This is a genomic window from Acidimicrobiales bacterium (genome assembly GCA_016716005.1).
Taxonomy (GTDB): Bacteria; Actinomycetota; Acidimicrobiia; order Acidimicrobiales; family JADJXE01; genus JADJXE01.
Window position 1 is genome coordinate 3,606,016 of record JADJXE010000001.1, and the last position, 17,753, is coordinate 3,623,768.

General features: G+C 72.0%; 15 protein-coding genes. 9 read left to right on the top strand and 6 right to left on the bottom strand.

Annotated features, from left to right (window positions below; translation table 11 throughout):
* Nucleotides 1–6: 6 nt before the first annotated feature.
* Nucleotides 7–771, bottom strand: coding sequence for a class I SAM-dependent methyltransferase (locus tag IPM45_17510; GenBank protein MBK9181327.1), 765 nt, complete (start codon nt 769–771; stop codon nt 7–9).
* 177 nt (nt 772–948) lie between these two features.
* On the opposite strand from IPM45_17510, the gene IPM45_17515 reads away from it, so the two are divergent.
* A complete protein-coding gene (locus IPM45_17515; protein MBK9181328.1) occupies nt 949–2,259 on the top strand; it encodes a sugar transferase in 1,311 nt (436 codons plus the stop codon).
* Here IPM45_17515 and IPM45_17520 read toward each other — a convergent pair.
* The 5 genes from IPM45_17520 to nadA form a co-directional block, all read right to left on the bottom strand.
* Nucleotides 2,175–3,407, bottom strand: a complete 1,233-nt coding sequence (locus IPM45_17520) for a glycosyltransferase family 4 protein (GenBank protein MBK9181329.1) — start codon at nt 3,405–3,407, stop codon at nt 2,175–2,177. The genes IPM45_17515 and IPM45_17520 overlap by 85 nt on opposite strands.
* On the bottom strand, nt 3,404–4,552 hold the full coding sequence (locus IPM45_17525) for a hypothetical protein (protein ID MBK9181330.1): 1,149 nt from the start codon (nt 4,550–4,552) through the stop codon (nt 3,404–3,406). Before IPM45_17525 ends, IPM45_17520 begins: the two co-directional genes overlap by 4 nt.
* 152 nt (nt 4,553–4,704) lie before the next feature.
* Nucleotides 4,705–5,802, bottom strand: coding sequence for a glycosyltransferase (locus tag IPM45_17530; GenBank protein ID MBK9181331.1), 1,098 nt, complete (start codon nt 5,800–5,802; stop codon nt 4,705–4,707).
* The gene (locus IPM45_17535) at nt 5,799–6,638 is read right to left on the bottom strand and encodes a glycosyltransferase family 2 protein (GenBank protein ID MBK9181332.1); all 840 of its coding nucleotides are present in this window, start codon (nt 6,636–6,638) and stop codon (nt 5,799–5,801) included. Before IPM45_17535 ends, IPM45_17530 begins: the two co-directional genes overlap by 4 nt.
* A 22-nt stretch (nt 6,639–6,660) precedes the next feature.
* On the bottom strand, nt 6,661–7,755 hold the full coding sequence (gene nadA / locus IPM45_17540; protein ID MBK9181333.1) for a quinolinate synthase NadA: 1,095 nt from the start codon (nt 7,753–7,755) through the stop codon (nt 6,661–6,663).
* 184 nt (nt 7,756–7,939) lie between these two features.
* On the opposite strand from nadA, the gene uvrC reads away from it, so the two are divergent.
* The 8 genes from uvrC to IPM45_17580 all read left to right on the top strand — a co-directional run bounded on the left by uvrC (nt 7,940) and on the right by IPM45_17580 (nt 17,721).
* Nucleotides 7,940–9,802, top strand: a complete 1,863-nt coding sequence (gene uvrC / locus IPM45_17545; GenBank protein ID MBK9181334.1) for an excinuclease ABC subunit UvrC — start codon at nt 7,940–7,942, stop codon at nt 9,800–9,802.
* Nucleotides 9,799–11,154: a hypothetical protein gene (locus IPM45_17550; GenBank protein ID MBK9181335.1), complete on the top strand. Its 1,356-nt coding sequence runs from the start codon at nt 9,799–9,801 to the stop codon at nt 11,152–11,154. Before uvrC ends, IPM45_17550 begins: the two co-directional genes overlap by 4 nt.
* Nucleotides 11,147–11,878 carry a class I SAM-dependent methyltransferase gene (locus IPM45_17555; protein ID MBK9181336.1) on the top strand — a complete coding sequence of 244 codons (732 nt, stop codon included), beginning with the start codon at nt 11,147–11,149 and terminating at the stop codon, nt 11,876–11,878. The genes IPM45_17550 and IPM45_17555 overlap by 8 nt, the downstream gene beginning before the upstream one ends.
* Before the next feature lie 46 nt (nt 11,879–11,924).
* Nucleotides 11,925–12,776 (top strand): RNase adapter RapZ, encoded by an 852-nt coding sequence (rapZ, locus tag IPM45_17560; protein ID MBK9181337.1) that lies wholly within the window; start codon nt 11,925–11,927, stop codon nt 12,774–12,776.
* Between the two features lie 167 nt (nt 12,777–12,943).
* Entirely contained in the window at nt 12,944–13,954 is a 1,011-nt protein-coding gene (gap, locus tag IPM45_17565; protein ID MBK9181338.1) for a type I glyceraldehyde-3-phosphate dehydrogenase, read from the top strand.
* On the top strand, nt 13,951–15,078 hold the full coding sequence (locus tag IPM45_17570; GenBank protein MBK9181339.1) for a phosphoglycerate kinase: 1,128 nt from the start codon (nt 13,951–13,953) through the stop codon (nt 15,076–15,078). Before gap ends, IPM45_17570 begins: the two co-directional genes overlap by 4 nt.
* Nucleotides 15,068–15,853, top strand: a complete 786-nt coding sequence (locus IPM45_17575) for a triose-phosphate isomerase (protein MBK9181340.1) — start codon at nt 15,068–15,070, stop codon at nt 15,851–15,853. Before IPM45_17570 ends, IPM45_17575 begins: the two co-directional genes overlap by 11 nt.
* Nucleotides 15,854–15,978: 125 nt before the next feature.
* Complete coding sequence (locus IPM45_17580) at nt 15,979–17,721, top strand: ABC transporter family substrate-binding protein (protein MBK9181341.1); 1,743 nt, start codon at nt 15,979–15,981, stop codon at nt 17,719–17,721.
* Nucleotides 17,722–17,753 lie beyond the last annotated feature (32 nt).

Here is a 17,753-nt window from a genome sequence, read left to right on the forward strand (position 1 = left end):
GGTTCGTCAGGCTGACGCCGGGCGCGGCCGCCGGAGAGCGAGTACCGCCACCCACGCCAGGTACCGGGAGCGCGGGTACCTGGCGAACAGCCAGCGGTCGGCACCGTGGAGCCGGGCGATGGCGGCCTGCCCGGCCCGGTACCGGCGGATGGGCACCCCTGCCAGTGCCAGCAGATCGAACGCCTCGAGCTGCACGTCGCCGAAGCGCTCCTGGGCCAGGGCCAGGTCGCCACGGCGAAGAGGGTGCTCGTCCGGGGTCCGCATCGACGGTGTGAGCCGCCGGTAGGCGGTGATCGCCGGGTTGTGGCCCAGGGGCTCCACGAACACCGCCCACCCCGTCGGCCGAAGGACCCGAGCGACCTCGCCGAAGGCGCTCCGCAGATCGAGGTGGTGCAGGATGCCGGATCCGATGACCACGTCCAGCGTGCCGCTCGGGAGGGAGAGCGCCTCGGCGTCCATCACCCGAGCGTCGATGTGGAGCCCCTCCTCCGTGGCCCGCGCCCGGACCTGCCCGACGGCCACCGGGGAGAGGTCGATGGCGATCACGCGCACCCCCCGGCGAGCGAGCTCGAAGGCCATGCTGCCGATCCCGCACCCGCACTCGAGGACCGTGGCGCCGGGCGGGACTGCCGCGAGGATCTCTCGGTACCGGGCACCGGCGGCATCGACTGCGTAGTACTTGGCAGCGCGGTCGCGGGTCTCGCTGGTGAACCGCCGATCGTGGAAGGCGCGCTCTCGTGCCTTGCGCTCAGGATCGCGCTCGACCGGCATCAGCCACGCTCCACGGACATCGGGACCTCCATCCTGCCTGGCGCAGGCGGTCGGCGAGCGGAAGGCTCAGATCACCGGCCGTCCCGCCGATCGGGAGCACACTGTGGTCGTGGTGAACCAGGCCGACCGGCCGGGCGTGCCCGAGGCCGGGCCGTAGCCGTGCGTCGCTTCGCGTCCGTGCTGCAGGTCGGCGGGATCGTGGCCGTGGTCCTGCTGCTGAGCGTGGTCCACAGCCGGTTCGTGGCCGACGAGCCGTACGACTACGTCGACTCGTTCCGGTTCGCGTGGTCGATCGCCTACATGGGGCTCATCGCAGTCGCGGCGTACGCGGTGGGCCTGCCCGAGCTGCCACGCAGCGGCCGGTCGGCCTTCGTCTCCGCGCTGGCCGCCACCGCCGCGGCCGCGCTCGGGATCTCGGTGGTCCAGCTGGTCACGGGCGACGCCCTGCTGCCCCGCTTCGTGGTGTTCGGGTCGGCCGTGCTGCTCGTGCCGTGGCTCGCGCTCTGCTCCCGGGCAGCGTCCGAGGCGAGGGCGAGGGCCGAGGAGCGCGATCGGGTGCTGCTCGTCGGCGACGCCGCCGACACCGCGACCCTGGGTGACGATCTCGACCTGGCGCCGGAGCGGCCCGCGCACCTGGTGGCCTCGCTGACCAGCGAGGAGGCCTCGGCGTCGGGACCGGTCGGCCCCCTCACCGAGCGGGCGGAGGCCACCCGCGCCACGGTGTTGGTGCTCAGCCGATCGGCCCAGGCCGACGAGGGCGTGGTGGCCCAAGCCGCCCAGCTCCACGCCGGCGGCCTGCGGGTGCGCACCCTCTCCCTGTTCTACGAGGAGTGGCTCGGGAAGCTGCCGGTGTCCGAGCTCGAGCGCGTGTCGCTCATGTTCGACATCGGCGAGATCCACCGGCTCCGCTACGCCCGGGTGAAGCGGATCTTCGACCTCTTCCTCGCCGCGGTGGGGCTGGTGTTCCTGGTGCTGCTCACCCCGTTGGTGTTCGTCGGCGACCTGGTCGCGAACCGCGGCCCGCTCCTGTATCGGCAGCAGCGAGTGGGTCGCGGCGGTCGGGTCTTCACCATCGTCAAGTTCCGGACGATGGCGCCCGCGGCCGGGGGCCCGGTCGACGAGTGGACCTCCGAGGACGATCCCCGCATCACCGGTCTCGGGCACCTCCTGCGCCGCACGCACCTCGACGAGCTCCCCCAGGTGGTGAACGTGCTCCGGGGCGACCTCTCGCTGGTGGGTCCCCGGCCCGAGCAGCCCGGCTACGTGGCCGAGCTGCGGGAGAAGCTGCCCTTCTACGAGGTCCGCCACCTCGTCAGGCCCGGGATCACCGGGTGGGCGCAGGTGAAGTACGGCTACGCCGGCAACGAGGCCGACGCGCTGGAGAAGCTGCAGTACGAGTTCTTCTACCTGCGGCGGCAGAGCCTGTCGTTCGACGCGCGCATCCTCGTCCGCACCCTCCGCAGCGTGTTCGGCGGTGAAGGCCGGTGAGCCCGCTCCGGGCCCGGGCCGAGATCCTCGACGGCGGCCATGAAGGCCTTGACGTAGCGTTCTCGCGTGCAGCGCGCCGTAGCCCACGATCGACCGTCGGACCCGAGTGCGAGTGCCTGGTCGGCGTCGTCAACGACCGTTTCGACGGCTTCCACCAGGGCGGCGACGTCTCCGGCCGGGTAGACCAAGCCCCCGCCGGATGCGGCGATCAGCTCGAGGGTGCCGCCAGAGGCGGCGCCGACAACAGGACGCTCTCGTTTCATCGCCTCGACGGTCACCCGGCCGAAGGCCTCGTTGCGCGAGCAGACGAGCACGACATCCGCCCCGTCGTACCACGGCGTCGGATCCTCGACCGGCCCGACGAACCTCACGGCCTCGAGGAGACCGAGCTGCCGCACCTCCGAGCGCAGAGCGGTCCCGTGGGGCGGCGTGTCGGGCCCGACGAGGTCGAGTGTCGCAGCCAGACCGTGCTGGCGTAGTCGGGCGAGTGCCCGGATGGCATCGAGCTGGCCCTTGCCCGGGCTCAGCGTTCCGACCAGCACGAGCCGTACGGGCTCTTCAGGTGATCGGCGTCGTGGGGCCGAGGGCGAGGCTGTCGAACCCTCGACCGCGTAGTAGGCGACGGCTGGCCCGACTCCGCGGACGTAGGGCGCGAAGCGGTCGGCGACGGCGTGAGAGCAGCAGACGACGGCGTGAGAGAGCCGGCCGATGAGGCCGAACGAAAGGGGGGCGCCCAGGACGAAGCGGTAGCCGTGATCGAGGTCACCGAACTCGTGGAGGAACCAGACATGACGTCGCCGGGTCAGCCAGGCGGCCGGCGCGCCAGCGCCCGTCACGACCGTGTTCGACACGATGACGTCGGGTGAGAGCTGGTGGATCAGCCAGGCGAGGTGCGCGATGCCGATGGGAAGCAGGGCGGCCCGTGCCGCCCTGGCGGCGATCGACCGCCGGAGCGTTGCCCAGCTGGTGAAGCGGGCCGTGACAACGCGGGCACCTGCTCGACGGTAGCGCTCCGTCATCGGGCCCATCGCTGGTAGAGCCACGACGCACTCGTGCCCCTCCGCCACGATCCCGCGGACCAGCTCCTCCAGCGCGAGCTCGGCGCCACCGACTCTCGGGCTGTGCCCGACGAACAGGAACCTGCTCACCGGTGCACGGCCTGTCGGGCCCGGCGGCCCACGATCACCGCAAAGGCCAAGCCGAGGATGACCTCGCTCACGAGCGTCACGACCGCGGCGCCCACCATGCCGTGAGCGGGGATCACGGCCACGTTCCCGCTGACGTTCAGTAGAGCCACTCCGACCGAGGCGGCAGCCAAGCGCCGGTCTTCGTTCAAGGCCACGACCAGTGGGTGCAGCGACGAACCCGCTGCGATGGCGGCCGTCGCCAGGAGGAGGATGGCCAGAGGCGCCCGACCTGCTGCGTACTCCTCGCCGAACAGGGGCACGACGAGCAGGACGGCGATGGGGATGGTCGCAACGATCACCACGGCGATGAGCGCGCCGAGCCGTGACGCCCGCCGCCAGAGCTGCGAGATCGTCGCCTCTCCTCGCGTGAGGGCGTGCGTGACGGAAGGAAGCCGGGAGAGCACCACAAGGCCGATGACGCTCAGCCAGGCGTTCGGGATCCTGTAGACCGCGGCGTACACCCCGGCCTCCGAGGCCGACGCCAGGAAGCCGAGCAACAGCACGTCGCTCGACAGCGTGACCTGGTCGGCGAGCAAGGAGACAACGAGCCACGCGTCCACCTTCACCCCGGCGGACGGCGGACGGTCTGGCACGCGGTTCAGTGCCAACGACATCATCGTGCTGGTCCCGTACGCGAGCGCCAGGACGATGGCTGCCCAGCCGAGGCTGTTGACGGTGGTTGCCAGCAGCGCTGCGGTTGCTCCTTGCGCCACAGCTGGCATGCCAGCACGCCCGCCGAGGTGGCGGCCGAGAGCGAGCCAGTCGCGGCTCAGGCCCCGGGAGACGATCACCATCGCGACCGGCACGAGGCTCAGCCAGCCGGTAGCGACGCAGCCGACGACGTACGCGCCCGTGAGCACGGTCGTCACCGCGTACCGGCGCTTGAGGAGGGCAGCGATCTGGCCGGCGGACCGGTCGCCGGCGACGTCGCGGACGCCTCTGACGGCTGCACCCCAGTCGGCCACCATCCCCGCATACCGGCACACCAAGAACGCCATGGAGAGCTGTCCGAACTCGGTGGTCCCGAGCCTTCGAGCGAAGATGACGAACGCCAGGAACTCGGCTGCCTGACCCAGGATCCGCAGCGTGACGAGCGGCACCCCCACCCGGCGCCATCCCAGGGGGGGCCGGTCCGAGCTCAACGGCTCCGGACGCGACGGGTCGAGGCGTGGTGCACGGCACCTATTCTCCCCTCCCGTCGTGCCCGTGGAGACGATCGTGCTGCCTTCGGGGCCCGGTCCCCGAGGCCCGGCTCCGCTCAGGCCGCCCCGAGCGGTCCGGGACCGTCGCCCAGGAGCATGGTGATCAGGGGTGCCCAGGCCTCCGGCGTGTAGGTCTGGCGGACGGCGGCGCGCGCCCGCTGGGCCAGATCGACACGGGCGGCCTCGTCGTCGAGCAGGTCGACGATCTCGCGGATCAGGCTGGCGTCGTCGGGCGCCACGTGGAACGGGAACCCGGGCGCGAAGCCCCCGGCCGCAGCCGGCGACACGATCTGCGCCAACCCGTGGGCGGCGGCCTCGAGGACCTTGTTCTGGATGCCGACCGCCGACGTCAGCGGGGCGATGGCGATCCGGGCCCTTCCGCAGACGTCGGCGACGTCGTCGTACGGGCCGAGCAGCGTCCAACCGTGGCGCTGGGCCGCGTGCCGCACCGCGGCGGCCGCGTGCGAGCCCGCCAGCAGCAGCGTGGTCCCGGGCCGCACCCTGGCGATGGCCGGCCAGGCCCGATCCAGCCGCTCGACGGCCTCGACGTTCGGCGCGTAGCCGAGGTTGCCGAAGAAGACGAGGTCGTGGTCCGCGGCCACGGCGTGCTCCGGTTCGGCCTGCACCACGTTCGGGAGCCACTGCACACCGGCGGCCGCGGCATCGGACCAGCCGGCCAGGGTGCGCACCACCTGCGGCTGGGGGTGTTGCTCGAAGCGGGCGTGGGCCCACCCGAGCAGCCCGAACACCGCCTTCCTCGCCGGGTTCCGGACCGAGCGGGCGCGCTGGGCGTAGCTCACGGCCAACGGATCGACGGCGTCGAGGACCACGCACCGGGCCGAGGCCCCGATCGAGGGGTGGAAGGCCCTGTTCGTCACCGAGACCACCAGGTCGGGCTGGAGACGGTCGAGCCGCCGGCGGAGCGAGGGGAGCGACCATGCCAGGGTCTCCGGGGTGGTGCGCCCGGCGCTGACGTCGCGGAGCTGGGACAGCGGCAGGTGGGGGAGCCGCGTGCGATGGTCGGTCAGCAGGGGCACGACGACGGGGATCACCCCGGCGGCACCGAGGATCGCCTCCCACGACCGCACCCGGGCGGCCTCGCCGAGGCCCCTGGCCCGGCCGAGCACGAGCAGCGCTGCGGTCGGCCCGGTCATCGGCACAGCCAGCGCCGGCGCAGCGCGAGCAGCGGCCGGACCGCTCGCCACCGCGGCCCGACGCTCGCCGAGGCGTACCGCTCGGTGGAGCGGACGTAGGCCAGATCGGCGGTGCGGCGCTGCTCGCGCCGGCCGGCGCTCGAGGCGCCCACCAGGTGGATCGCGGCCGGGCTGTGGGCCACGCGCACGCAAAGGGTCAGCCCGGACCGGGCGAGCCGCCGGGCCAGGTCGGTGTCCTCGAGGTAGAGGAAGTACCCGGGGTCGAAGCCGCCGACGGCGCGCAGCGCGTCCGTCGGGTACGAGCAGAGGGCAGCCGACGGCCACCGCTCTGTCAGCTCCCAGGAGCCGCTCGGATCCCTGAGCGCCTGGGCGTGTGCTCGACCCCACGGTCCGAGAAGCGGGGCGAGTCGCGCCCGGAGCGGGCTGCCGCGCGGGAGCCACCGGCCGACCCGGAACGCCGTCAGCACGATCGAGAGCGGGGTCGGGTAGCGGCTCACGACCGCCTCCGGACGACCGGTCGGATCGACGAGGGGCACGGTCACCAGCTCCCCGGGCCCGGCCTCGTCGACCAGGGCGCGCCAGTGCTCCGGCCGGGGGGTGGCGTCGGGGTTGCACAGCAGCACGCGCTCGGTCCTGACCAGGGGGAGGGCGCGGTTGACGGCCGCACCGAAGCCGACGTTGTCGGCGTTGACCAGGTGCCGGGCGCGAGGGTGGGTGACGGTCGCCGGATCGAGGCACCGGTCGTTGTGCACCACGATCACGTCGGCGTCGTCCGGGATCCAGGCCGTGTCCAGGTGGTCCGTGCGGTACGCGACGGTGATCACGGTGGCACTCACCGCGCACCCGCCCGTGTGCGGCTCAGGTGATCTCCAGCATCCGCTCCAGCGCCACCCGGGCCCACTCGGCGGTGTCCGGGTCGACCGTGATCTGGTTCACCACCCGGCCCTCCACCAGGTTCTCGAGCACCCAGCACAGGTGGGCGGCGTCGATCCGGAACATCGTCGAGCAGGGGCAGATCAGCGGGTCGAGCGACACCACCGTCTTGTCGGGCGTCTCGTCGTCGAGGCGCTGCACCAGGTGGATCTCGGTGCCCACCCCGATCACCGCGCCCGGCGGCGCGGCCTCGACGGCCCTGATGATGAAGTCGGTGGAGCCCACCTGGTCGGCCAGCTGGCACACCTCGTAGGAGCACTCGGGGTGGGCGACCACGATGCCGCCGGGGTGCTCGGCCCGGAAGGCCTCGACGTGCTCGGGGCGGAACCGCTGGTGCACCGTGCAGTGGCCCTTCCACAGCAGGAAGGTGGCGTCCTTGCAGTCGGCCTCGGTGAGCCCGCCGAGCTCCAGCTTCGGGTTCCACACGCGCATGGCCTCGTGGCCGTGGCCCATGGCCAGAGCGGTGTTGCGGCCCAGGTGCTGGTCCGGGAAGAACAGCACCTTGTCGCCCCTGGCCAACGCCCACTCGAGCACGGCCCGGGCGTTGGTGCTGGTGCACACCGCCCCGCCGTGGCGGCCCACGAAAGCCTTCAGGGCCGCCGACGAGTTCATGTACGTGATGGGCACGAGCCGGTCGAGGTCGACCACGCCGGACAGCGCGTCCCACGCCTCCTCGACGGAGTCGACGTCGGCCATGTCGGCCATCGAGCAGCCGGCGTTCAGGTCGGGGAGGATCACCTGCTGGTGGTCGCCGGTGAGGATGTCGGCCGACTCGGCCATGAAGTGCACGCCGCAGAACACGATGTAGTCGGCCTCGGCGTGCTGCTGGGCGAGCACGGAGAGGCGGAACGAGTCGCCCCGGGCGTCGGCCCAGCGCATCACCTCGTGGCGCTGGTAGTGGTGCCCGAGGACGAAGAGCCGGTCGCGCAGCGCCTCCTTGGCCGCGCCGATGCGCGTGGCGAGGTCTTCGGGCGGCACGACGGTGTACTCGTCGGGCAGCAGGGCTTGCAGCCGCAGCATTGGGTTGTGGACCCCCTCGAGGGAAGCTCCGCTCGCGGCCGGTGGGGACAGCCTGGTCGCCCTCCACGGGGATGTCGGCCACGGAGCTGATATGTCGCCGGATGCCAGGCCGGCAGTCACCCCAAGTGTAAACCCACCGTTCACCGGAACGCGGGGGCAGGGCCCTCCCTAGGCTGGCGCGGTGATCCAGCGCCCGCCCGCCGGCACCATCCCCGACGCCCCCGGCTCGTACCAGTTCAAGGACGCCGCCGGCCGGGTGGTCTACGTGGGCAAGGCCAAGAGCCTGCGCCAGCGCCTGTCGAGCTACTTCCAGGACCCCCGCCACCTGCCCCCCCGCACGGCCCAGATGGTGGCGTCGGCCGAGACCGTCGAGTGGATCCAGGTCCGCAACGACGTCGAGGCCCTCATGCTCGAGTACAGCCTGATCAAGCAGCACCGGCCCCGCTTCAACGTGCGGCTGCGGGACGACAAGAGCTACCCCTTCCTGGCGGTCACCCTCGACGACGAGTGGCCCCGGGCCATGGTGATGCGGGGCCGCAAGCGCAAGGGCGTCCGGTACTTCGGGCCCTTCGCCCACGCCTACGCGATCCGCGACACGCTCGACCTGCTGCTGCGGACGTTCCCCATCCGCACCTGCTCCGACTCGAAGCTGGCGTCGCACCAGCGGCTGGGCCGGCCCTGCCTGCTGTTCCACATCGAGAAGTGCTCGGGACCCTGCGTGGGCGAAGTCGACCCCGAGCAGTACGGCGCCCTGGTCTCCCAGCTGCTCGACTTCCTCGACGGCGAGACGGACGAGGTCGTCCAGCGGCTCCAGCGCGAGATGAGCGAGGCGGCCGGCGAGCTCGAATACGAGCGGGCGGCGCGGGTCCGCGACCGGCTGGCTGCGGTGCAGAAGGCCATCGAGCGCCAGCAGATGGTGGCCGAGCGCAGCGAGGACCTCGACGTGATCGGCATCGCCGACGACGAGCTCGAGGCCGCGGTGCAGGTGTTCTTCGTTCGGCGTGGCCGGGTCGTGGGTCGCAAGGGGTTCGTGGTGGACAAGGTGGAGGACCTCGACGCCGCCGGCCTCGTGGCCAACGTGCTGGAGGGCCTCTACGGCGACGAACCGGCGTCGGGGGTGCCCAAGCAGGTGCTGGTCCCGCACCTGCCCGACGATCCCGCGCTGTACGAGGAGTGGCTCGGCATGCTGCGGGGCTCGCGGGTCCAGGTGCGCGTGCCGCAGCGGGGCGACAAGCGCGAGCTCCACGAGACCGTCACCCGCAACGCCAAGGAGGAGTTCGTGCGGCACCGGCTCCGCCGGGCGGCCGACCACAACAGCCGGGCCCGGGCGCTCAACGAGCTCCAGGATCACCTGGGGCTGCCCGAGGCGCCGCTGCGGATCGAGTGCTTCGACATGAGCCACCTGCAGGGCACCGACTACGTCGGCTCCATGGTCGTCGTCGAGGACGGGCTCCCGAAGAAGGTCGACTACCGCCGCTTCAAGGTGCGCGACGTGGCCGGCAACGACGACTTCGCCGCCATGGAGGAGGTGCTCACCCGGCGCCTCACCGCCTACCTCAGCGAGCGCCAGCGACCGGCGGACGCACGCCCGGGGCGCTTCTCGTACCCCCCGCAGCTGCTGCTCGTCGACGGTGGCAGGGGCCAGCTGGGCGTGGCCGTTCGGGTGCTGGAGGAGCTCGGCCTCGACGGGGAGATCCCCGTGGCGGCGCTGGCCAAGCGCTTCGAGGAGCTGTTCGTGCCGGGGCGGTCCGAGCCGGTGGTGATCCCGAGGCAGTCCGAGGCCCTCTACCTGCTGCAGCGGATCCGCGACGAGGCGCACCGCTTCGCCATCGGCTTCCACCGGGAGCTCCGCGGCAAGCGGATGACGAGGAGCGCCCTCGACGACGTGCCGGGCCTGGGCCCGGCCCGCAAGAAGCGGCTCGTGAAGGAGCTCGGCGGCGTGAACGCCGTGAAGCGGGCCTCGCTCGATGAGCTGCAGGCCCTCCCCTGGCTCCCCGACGCTGTCGCGGACACGCTCTACGAGAAGCTCCACGCGCCACGCGCGTGAAGGCGGTCGGATCGTCGCAGGCTCGGGGTTGGCGCGACCCGAGGCTCGTCGGGGCGACCTCCGGCGTCCTCACCGCGGCCTTCTACGTGCTCGGGGCCGGTCGAGCGCTCGACTACGACAGCGCGGAGACCGTCGGGTTCTTCGTACGAACGGGCTCGCTGCTCGACGCCGTTCGCACGCAGCGAGCGTTCAACAACCACCCGCTCTTCTCGCTGCTCGTGAACGGTGTGGTGCGGCTCACCGGCACGACGGAGGAAGCGGTCCTCCGGGCGCTCCCCATCGCCTTCGGTGCCGTGACGGTCGGCCTGATCGCAGCGCACTGCGCCCGCAGGTGGGGCGGGCTCGCCGGAGCGTGCGCCGCGGCCGTGGTCGCCACCAACCCGGTGTTCGCCGAGCTGTCGCGCGCCGTGCGCGGCTACAGCCTCATGACCCTGGCGATCGTGGTCTCGACCATGACGCTCCAGCGGCTGCTCGACCCGAAGGCGAGCTCGCGCCGGTCCGCGGAGCTGCTCTACGTGGCTGCGTCAGCGATCGCGATCGCCACCCACCTGTACGCGCTCGTACCCCTGAGCGGGCACGTGGTCCTCGTCCTCGCCCGTGGAGGGCTGCGTCCCGCGTGGGTGAGGCGGTGGGCGGCCGCCATCGTGCTCGGCGGTGTCGCGTACCTGGCCATCTTCGGGGGGATGGTCGACGCCATGGCCGGCCGCGGTCGCCGCTTCCAGCCCGACTTCCCCTTCGACCTGGCACGCGAGCTGCTCGGGGGGACCACCGTCTCAGCCGTCCTGGTCGGCGTCGCTGCGATGTGGGGAGCGGTTCTGGTCCGCCGGGCCACACCGTCGTCGGTGTTCCGGTGGATGACCGTGTGGCTGGTCGCCGCCGTTGCCGTTCCGTGGCTGGCTGCGAACACCGATCTCGCCCCGAGGTTCTTCGTCTGGCTCGTCCCTGCCGTCGCCGTGCTCGTGGCCATCTGCGTCGCGCGGGCGCCGGCCATGGCTGCCGCGGTCGTCGTCGCGGCTGCGTTGTCGTCGTGGTCGTTGGCGCCGGAGTGGGCCGCCTCTCCCCACCCCTACCCCGAGGTTGCCGGGGTCATCGACGCTGACGCCGACGCCGGTCTCCGGGTCTGCGCTCTCGACCTCAGCGTCCCCCCGCTCCTCGCGTACACGGATCGCTTCGAGGCGGTCACGCGTCCGTCGCAGCTCAGCCGGTGCGACACCCTCGTCGTCGTCCACCCCGCGCTCGACCCCGACCTGGTCGCCGCGGCCGATGCCGCGTTCGGCGGGTCGCGCCCCATCGGCGGGCCCGGTGACGCGAGGATCTGGACGCGCCGTGGCACGCTCTCCGGCGATGGCTGACGACCTGTGGGAGGACAACGCCCGCTGGTGGCAGGAGGGCTTCACCGAGGGCGCCGACCCGGAGTACGAGGAGCAGATCCTCCCGCTGGCCGTCGAGCACCTCGCGGGGGCCGGCGACGTGCTCGACGTGGGCACCGGCGAGGGCCAGGTGGCCCGGCTGGCCGTGCGCGGCGGGGCCCACCGGGTCATCGGCATCGACCCCACCTGGGCCCAGGTGGGAGAGGCGGCTCGCCGGGGCGGCGGGCCCGCCTACGCCCGGGCCGGGGCCGCCGCCCTCCCGTTCCCCGGCGCCACCTTCGACGCGGTGGTGGCGTGCCTGGTGTTCGAGCACGTCGACGACGTCGACCAGGCCCTGTCGGAGGTGGGCCGCGTGCTCCGGCCGGGCGGGCGCTTCCTCCTCTTCCTGAACCACCCGCTGCTGCAGACGCCCGACAGCGGCTGGATCGACGACCACGTGCTCGACCCGCCCGAGCAGTACTGGCGGATCGGCCCCTACCTGGTCGAGGACCGCTCGCTGGAGGAGGTCGAGAAGGGCGTGCTGATCCCGTTCACCCACCGGCCGCTGTCCCGTTACGTGAACGCCATGTCGGCCGCCGGACTCGTCATCCGGCGGATGGAGGAGCCGGCGCCACCGCCCGGGTTCCTGGCCCGGGCTCCGGAGTACCCGCTGGCGGCCACGGTCCCCAGGCTCCTGTTCGTGCGCGCCGAGCGGCTGCCCGGATGATCCGGTCACGGCGAGGGTCACGGGTAGCCTGAGCGGCGGTGAGCGGATGAGCGAGTTCATCGTGATCACCGGCCTGTCGGGTGCGGGGCGGTCCCTGGCCGCCGACTACCTCGAGGACCTCGGCTGGTTCGTCGTCGACAACCTGCCGCCCTCGCTCATCCCGAAGGTGGCCGAGCTGGCTCGGGGCCCCGGCTCGAGCATGCAGCAGGTCGCCCTGGTGGTGGGCACCGGCCCCTACCACCACGAGGTGATGCCGGCCCTCGAGGCCCTCCGGGCCACGGGCGCCAGCCTGCGGATCCTGTTCCTCGAGGCCGCCACCGACACCCTGGTGCGCCGGTACACCACGTCCCGGCGGCGGCACCCGCTGCTCGAGGGCGAGAGCCTCCACGACGCCATCGAGGCCGAGCGGCTGCTGCTCGAGCCGGTCAAGGAGGTCGCCGACGTGGTCGTCGACACCAGCGACCTCAACGTGCACCAGCTGCGGACCAGGATCGTCGAGCTGTTCGGGTCCGGCCTGCCGGCGGCCGGGATGCAGACGACCGTGTCGTCGTTCGGGTTCAAGCACGGACTCCCGCTCGACGTCGACCTGGTGTTCGACTGCCGGTTCCTCCCCAACCCGCACTGGGTGGAGGCGCTGCGCCCCCTCACGGGCCTGGACGCCCCGGTGCGCGACTTCGTGCTCGGCCAGCCGGCCACCTCCGACTTCCTCGACCACCTCGAGGCGCTCCTCGTGCCCCTCCTCCCCGAGTTCGTGAAGGAGGGCAAGACGTACCTGTCGATCGCCTTCGGGTGCACCGGCGGCCACCACCGCAGCGTGGCGATCGCCGAGGAGGTGTCCCGCCGCCTCCGCCGAGCGGGTGTCGACCCCGTCGTCATCCACCGAGACGTCGACAAGTAGGCCGGGTAGGGCCGTTCGGCCCGCAGAAGGGGACCCTCGGGACTGGAACCGGCCGGGCCCGGTCTGATCGGATGGGGGCGAGCGGCGAGCCGCGGCAGGGGTGGGGGCCGCCCCCACGCCTGGCCGGCCGGCGCCGTGCAGCCGTATCTGAGGAGGCAGGCAGCGACATGGGCATCCGCGTGGGCATCAACGGGTTCGGCCGCATCGGCCGCAACTTCCTTCGGGCAGCCAAGAAGCAGGGCGCCGACATCGACTTCGTCGCGGCGAACGACCTCGGGTCGCTGGAGGTGATGGCCCACCTGCTCAAGCGTGACTCCGTGATGGGCGACTTCCCCTACGAGGTCGAGGTGGTCGACGGCGGCATCAAGATCGGCGACGACGTGCTGAAGATCACGGCCGTCCGCGACCCCAAGGAGCTCCCGTGGGGCGAGCTGGGCGTCGACGTGGTGGTCGAGTCCACCGGCATCTTCACCAGCCGTGACAAGGCGGCTGCCCACCTGGAGGCCGGCGCCCCGTTCGTGATCGTCTCGGCTCCCTGCACCGGCGCCGACGCCACCTTCGTGGTGGGGGTGAACGAGGACACCTTCGACCCGGCCGTCCAGAAGGTCGTGTCGAACGCCTCCTGCACGACCAACTGCTTCGTGCCGATGATCAAGGTGCTCGACGACGCCTTCGGCGTCGAGAAGGGCCTGATGACCACGGTGCACGCCTACACCGGCGACCAGAGCCTGGTCGACGGGCCCCACTCGGACCTGCGCCGGGCAAGGGCCGCGGCGCTGAACATCACGCCCACGTCCACGGGCGCGGCCAGGGCGACGGGGCTCGTCATGGAGGCCATGAAGGGCAAGCTCGACGGCACGGCCCTGCGGGTGCCCGTCGCCGACGGCTCCATCACCGACTTCGTGGGCCTGCTGAAGGTCGAGGCCAGCGCCGAGGAGGTCAACGCCGCGTTCAAGGCCGCGGCCTCGTCGGGCCGGCTGGCCAAGGTGCTGGTGTACTCCGAGGAGCCGCTGGTGTCGTCCGACATCGTCGGCTCGCCGGCGTCGTGCACCTTCGACAGCGACCTCACCATGTCGCTCGGCAACCTGGTGAAGGTGCTGGGCTGGTACGACAACGAGTGGGGCTACTCGAACCGGCTCGTCGACCTGTCCCTCATCGTGGGTGCCGCCAACAAGTGAGCGTCCCCACCCTCGAAGACCTCCCGCCGCTGGCGGGCAGGCGCGTGCTGCTCCGGGCCGACTTCAACGTGCCGCTGAAGGACGGCGTCATCACCGACGACCTCCGCATCCGCTCGGCCCTCCCCACGATCCAGTGGCTGCAGGAGCAGGGTGCGACGGTCACCGCGTGCAGCCACCTGGGCCGGCCCAAGGGCGCGCCCGACCCGAAGTACTCGATGGCTCCGGTGCGGGCTCGGCTCGCCGAGCTCGCACCCGGCGTCGAGCTGCTCGAGAACCTGCGCTTCGACCCCGGCGAGACCGGCAACGACCCGGCGTTCGTGCAGGAGCTGATCGCCGGCCAGGACGCCTACGTCAACGACGCCTTCGGGTCGTCGCACCGCTCGCACGCCTCGATCGTGGGGCCACCCCAGTTCCTGCCCAGTGCGGCCGGGCGGCTGCTGGCCCGCGAGGCCGAGGTCCTGCTCGGCATGCGCAACGACCCGCGCCGCGCGTTCGTGGTGGTGCTGGGCGGGGCCAAGGTGAGCGACAAGCTGGGCGTGATCGAGGCCCTGCTGGGCGTGGCCGACGCCCTGGTCATCGGCGGCGGCATGTGCTTCACGTTCCTGGCCGCGCGCGGCCACAGCATCGGCGACTCCCTGCTCGAGGCCGACCAGGTCGAGGCGTGCAGGGGCTTCCTGGGCTCGGGCACCCCGATCCACCTGCCCGAGGACATCGTTGCCCTCGGGCCCGGCGGCGAGATCGGCGACCCGGCCGCCGGCGGCGAGGTCCGCACGTTCGGCACCGACCTGCCGGCCGGCTGGAGGGGCCTCGACATCGGGCCCGGCTCGGCCGCGGCCTTCTCCGACGTGGTCGCCGCGGCCCGCACCGTGTTCTGGAACGGCCCCATGGGCGTGTTCGAGGACCCGCGCTTCGCGGCCGGCACCCGAGCGGTGGCCGACGCAGTGGCCGAGACCTCGGCGTTCACGGTCGTGGGGGGCGGCGACAGCGCCGCCGCCCTGGCCCACTTCGGCCTGGCCGACCAGGTCGACTGGGTTTCCACGGGCGGGGGAGCCTCGCTCGAGCTGCTCGAGCTGGGCGACCTGCCCGGCCTGGCCGCCCTCCGGGAGGCACCGAATGCCCGCTAGCCGCAAGCCGCTCATCAGCGGCAACTGGAAGATGCACCTCAACCACTTCGAGGCCATCCAGACGGTCCAGAAGCTGGCGTACGCGCTGACCAAGGACGACTACGCCGCCGTCGACGTGTCGGTGCACCCCCCGTTCACCGACCTGCGCTCCGTGCAGACCGTGCGCGAGGCAGATCGGATCCCCATCGTGCTGGGCGCCCAGAACTGCCACTGGGAGGAGAAGGGCGCCTTCACCGGCGAGGTGGCCCCCGGCATGCTCGCCAAGCTGGGGGTGGTCTACGTGATCGTGGGCCACTCCGAGCGGCGCGAGCTGTTCGGTGAGACCGACGAGATGGTGAACAAGAAGGCCGAGGCGGTCTTCGCCGCCGGCATGACGCCGATCGTGTGCGTCGGGGAGACCCTCGCCGAGCGAGAGGCTGGCGGCACCGAGGCCAAGGTCGACGGTCAGGTGCGGGCCGGGCTCGCCGGGCTCACGACCGAGCAGGTCGGCTCGATGGTCATCGCGTACGAGCCGATCTGGGCGATCGGCACCGGCCGGACCGCCACGCCCGACGACGCCCAGACGGTGTGCGCGCAGATCCGCCGGCTGGTGGGGGAGCTGGCCGGGCAGGCCGCTGCCGAGTCCGTTCGCATCCAGTACGGAGGTTCGGTCAAGGGCGGCAACAGCGCCGACCTGATGGCCCAGCCCGACATCGACGGCGCCCTCGTGGGCGGGGCCAGCCTCGATCCGGACGAGTTCGCCCACATCGTGCAGTACCGGCTCCACCGTCGGTGAGGCCGTCCGTCCCGACGGAGCGTCGAGGGGCCCCGACAGGTGGCTCTGGTACGGTCCGCGGGTTACCGCCGGGTAACCGGCGGGTTGCGCATCACGCCACGTCCAGCCCTCGGGAGGTCCTCGACGTGAGAACAAGGTCCAGACTGCTCGTCCAGCTCCTCGCCGTGCTCCTCGGCCTGAGCCTCGTGGCCGCCGCGTGCGGCGGTGACGACGACGACGGGGGTGAGGGCGGCACCACCACGTCGGGCACCGAGGAGACCACCGCCACGTCCGAGGCGGCGGCCGGCGGCACCGTGCTGTTCGGCGGTGAGCAGGAGCCCACCAGCCTCAACTGGCTGACGGCGGCCGACAACGCGGCGTGGACCCAGTACGTGATGCAGTGGGTGTGGCCCGGCGTGGTGTGGGCCCAGCCCGACGGCGTCCTCGAACCCAACAACGACCTGGTCACGAGCGTGGAGCTCACCAGCGAGGACCCGCAGACCGTCGTCTACACCATCGACCCCGACGCCACGTGGTCCGACGGCACGCCCATCACGGCCGACGACTTCATCTTCATGTGGACGGCCATGAACGGCCAGGCCACGTCGACCGAGGTCGACCCCGACACGGGTGAGCCCCTACCGCTGTACGACTTCGCGTCGTCCACCGGCTACGAGCTGATGGAGAGCGTCACCGGCTCCGACGACGGCAAGACCGTCACCGTCGTGTACTCCGAGCCGTTCGCCGACTGGAAGGCGGTGTTCGACTACGTCTTCCCCTCCCACTACTTCACCGAGGTGGGTGGCGGCGACCCGGCGGTCGGCTGGAACACCGGCTTCAAGGTCGAGGCGCTTCCCGACCTGTCGGCGTTCGTGTCGGGCGGGCCGTTCACGGTCACCGACTACGTGGTCGGCGAGAGCATGACCATCGAGCGCAACACGGAGTACTGGGGCGAGAAGACGCCGGTCGTCGACGAGATCGTCGTCCCGTGGATCACCGACGCCGCCCAGCAGCCGGCAGCGCTGGAGAACGGCGAGGCCGACGTGATCTTCCCGCAGGCCCAGATCGACCTCGTCCAGCAGACCGAGGGCATCGCCGGCGTGGCCTCCACCGTCGGCTTCGGCACCTTCTGGGAGCACGTCGACTTCAACCTCGAGAACCCGCAGCTGGCCGTCACCGAGGTGCGCCAGGCCATCGCCAAGGCGATCAACCGCCAGGAGATCGTCACGCGCCTGCCCGGGCAGTTCAGCCCCGACGCCCAGGTGCTCAACAACCGGATCTTCATGCCGTCGAGCGCGAACTACGAGCCCAACGGCGAGGCCGAGTACGGCGAGCAGGACATCGAGGCGGCCAAGGCCCTGATGGAGCAGGCCGGCTACGCCCTGGGCGCCGACGGCGTGTACGCCAAGGACGGCCAGCGGGCGTCGTTCCGCGTCACGTGGCGCGATCCCAACCCCCGCCGCCAGCAGACGGCTGAGCTGATCCAGGCGCAGCTGAAGGAGGCCGGGATCGAGATCGTGTTCGCCCCGCAGCCCGACTTCTTGTTCCTCGACGAGGGCAACTTCGATCTGGCCCTGTTCGGCTGGACCGGCGGCACCGTGCTGTCGGCCAACACGTCGATCTACGTGACCGACGGCGGCCAGAACTTCGGCAGCTACTCCAACCCGGAGGTCGACGCCCTGCTGGCGCAGGCTGATGCCGAGCTGGACGAGGCGACCCGCGCCGACCTGATGAACCAGGTCGACCAGCTCCTCTGGGATGACGTGCCCACGATCGCCATGTTCCAGGTGCCCGAGTTCCTGGCCTGGCGGGAGACGGTCGAGAACGTCGAGTACAACGGCTACCTCGGCCCGAGCTGGAACTCCTTCACCTGGTCGATCGCCCAGTAGCCGTCAGGTCGGCTCGGTCCCGGGGGGGCGCT